At 49.8% G+C, this 3,131-nt stretch carries 2 rRNA genes; both read right to left on the bottom strand.

Features of this window, described 5'->3' with window-relative positions:
* Positions 1-78: ribosomal RNA gene (rrf, locus tag OXI21_RS09765) — 5S ribosomal RNA — on the bottom strand; the annotation flags it as partial.
* Between the two features lie 117 nt (positions 79-195).
* Positions 196-3,107 (bottom strand): 23S ribosomal RNA (locus OXI21_RS09760).
* Positions 3,108-3,131 lie beyond the last annotated feature (24 nt).

The following is a 3,131-nucleotide window of genomic DNA, read 5'->3' as shown; positions in this document are numbered from 1 at the left end:
ACTACCATCGGCGCTGATACGTTTCACTGCTGAGTTCGGGATGGGATCAGGTGGTACCATATCGCTCTGGTCTCCAGGAAAACTGGTTTGCAGGGGATGCTTCTTTGAGCACCCATTGCGAATAAAGTTAGATTAGTTGGTTATAATAGCAAGTTATCATGTTAATTGTAGTAGAAATTGTCTAAGACCTATTATATGGTCAAGCCTCACGGTCAATTAGTACTGGTTAGCTCCGCACATTACTGCGCTTCCACACCCAGCCTATCAACGTCGTAGTCTTCGACGGACCTTTAGAAGGGTTAAACCCTTAGGGAAATCTCATCTTGGGGTGGGCTTCCCGCTTAGATGCTTTCAGCGGTTATCCCGTCCGTATGTAGCTACCGGGCAATGCGATTGGCATCACAACCCGAACACCAGTGATACGTCCACTCCGGTCCTCTCGTACTAGGAGCAGCTCCCCTCAAATTTCCAACGCCCACGGCAGATAGGGACCGAACTGTCTCACGACGTTCTGAACCCAACTCGCGTACCACTTTAAATGGCGAACAGCCATACCCTTGGGACCGACTACAGCCCCAGGATGTGATGAGTCGACATCGAGGTGCCAAACTCCGCCGTCGATATGAACTCTTGGGCGGAATCAGCCTGTTATCCCCGGAGTACCTTTTATCCGTTGAGCGATGGCCTTTCCATACAGAACCACCGGATCACTAAAACCTACTTTCGTACCTGATCGACGTGTCTGTCTCTCAGTCAAGCACCCTTATGCTTTTGCACTCAATAGCCCGATTTCCGACCGGGCTGAGGGTACCTTCGCGCTCCTCCGTTACTCTTTCGGAGGAGACCGCCCCAGCCAAACTACCTACCATACAATGTCCTTAACCCGGATCACGGGTCGAAGTTAGAATTTCAAATATTTCAGGGTGGTATTTCAAGGATGGCTCCACCACAACTAGCGTCATGGTTTCAAAGCCTCCCACCTATCCTGCACAAAAAGATTCAAAATCCACTGTAAAGCTATAGTAAAGGTTCACGGGGTCTTTCCGTCTTGCCGCGGGTACACCGCATCTTCACGGCGATTTCAATTTCACTGAGTCTCGGGTGGAGACAGCGTGGCCGTCATTACGCCATTCGTGCAGGTCGGAACTTACCCGACAAGGAATTTCGCTACCTTAGGACCGTTATAGTTACGGCCGCCGTTTACTGGGGCTTCAATCAAGAGCTTCGCTTACGCTAACCCCATCATTTAACCTTCCAGCACCGGGCAGGCGTCAGACCCTATACGTCCACTTTCGTGTTTGCAGAGTCCTGTGTTTTTGATAAACAGTTGCAGCCACCATTTCACTGCGACCCTCCCAAGCTTACCGCGCAAGGCGTTCACCTAGAAGGGCGTACCTTCTCCCGAAGTTACGGTACCATTTTGCCGAGTTCCTTCACCCGAGTTCTCTCAAGCGCCTTAGAATTCTCATCCCAACCACCAGTGTCGGTTTGGGGTACGGTTCTCATATCACTGAAGCTTAGAAGCTTTTCTTGGAAGCATAGCATCAACCACTCCGGAGCCCGTAGGCTCCTCGCATTCACCTCTCAGCATTAAGATCCCGGATTTGCCTAAGATCTCTGCCTACCGGCTTACACTGGTATACCAATCACCAGCTGGTCTAGCTTTCTCCGTCCCTCCATCGCATGATACGAGAGTTCAGGAATATTAACCTGATTCCCATCGACTACGCATCTCTGCCTCGTCTTAGGGGCCGACTCACCCTGCTCCGATTAACGTAGAACAGGAAACCTTGGTCTTTCGGCGTGGGAGTCTTTCACTCCCATTAACGTTACTTATGTCAGCATTCGCACTTCTGATACCTCCAACGGCTCTCACGAGTCCATCTTCAACGGCTTACAGAACGCTCCCCTACCACTTGATACCTATGTATCAAATCCGCAGCTTCGGTATATCGCTTAAGCCCCGCTAAATCTTCCGCGCAGGCCGACTCGACTAGTGAGCTATTACGCTTTCTTTAAATGATGGCTGCTTCTAAGCCAACATCCTAGCTGTCTATGCCTTCCCACATCGTTTACCACTGAGCGATAATTTAGGGACCTTAGCTGGCGGTCTGGGTTGTTTCCCTTTCCACGACGGATGTTAGCACCCGCCGTGTGTCTCCCATGATAATACTTTCCGGTATTCGGAGTTTGCATCGGTTTGGTAAGTCGGGATGACCCCCTAGCCGAAACAGTGCTCTACCCCCGGAAGTAAATTACATGAGGCGCTACCTAAATAGCTTTCGAGGAGAACCAGCTATCTCCAAGCTTGATTAGCCTTTCACTCCGACCCACAGTTCATCCCCTTCTATTGCAACAGAAGTGGGTTCGGCCCTCCAGTCAGTGTTACCTAACTTTCAGCCTGACCATGGGTAGATCGCTTGGTTTCGGGTCTACACCCTGCGACTAAAACGCCCTATTAAGACTCGGTTTCCCTACGCCTCCCCTACTCGGTTAAGCTTGCCACAGAATGTAAGTCGCTGACCCATTATGCAAAAGGTACGCGGTCACCCTAAAAAGGGCTCCCACTGCTTGTACGTACACGGTTTCAGATTCTATTTCACTCCCCTCACTGGGGTTCTTTTCACCTTTCCCTCACGGTACTAGTTCACTATCGGTCGATTACGAGTATTTAGCCTTGGAGGATGGTCCCCCCATCTTCAGACAGGATTTCTCGTGTCCCGCCCTACTTGTTGACAAGCCTAGTTCCACCAACGACGTTTAAAATACGGGGCTATCACCCACTACGGCTGACCTTTCCAGGTCATTCTTCTACATCGTTGGCTAATACTTGTCGGCTACTCCCAGTTCGCTCGCCACTACTATGGGAATCTCAATTGATTTCTTTTCCTCTGGGTACTTAGATGTTTCAGTTCTCCAGGTTAGCTTCTCACACCCTATGTATTCAGATGTGGATAATAGAGGATTTAACTCTATTGGGTTTCCCCATTCGGACATTTCCGGATCAAAGCTTTATTGCCAGCTCCCCGAAACTTTTCGCAGACTTACACGTCCTTCATCGCCTGTAATCGCCAAGGCATCCGCCATGTACGCTTATTCACTTGACCATATAATAGGGATTAGATATTTCT

The sequence above is a fragment of the Ignatzschineria sp. RMDPL8A genome (genome assembly GCF_029815055.1).
In the GTDB taxonomy this organism is placed as follows: domain Bacteria; phylum Pseudomonadota; class Gammaproteobacteria; order Cardiobacteriales; family Wohlfahrtiimonadaceae; genus CALZBJ01.
The sequence above is the reverse complement of the archived record's forward strand: the minus strand, read 5'-3'. Positions and strand labels throughout refer to the sequence as shown.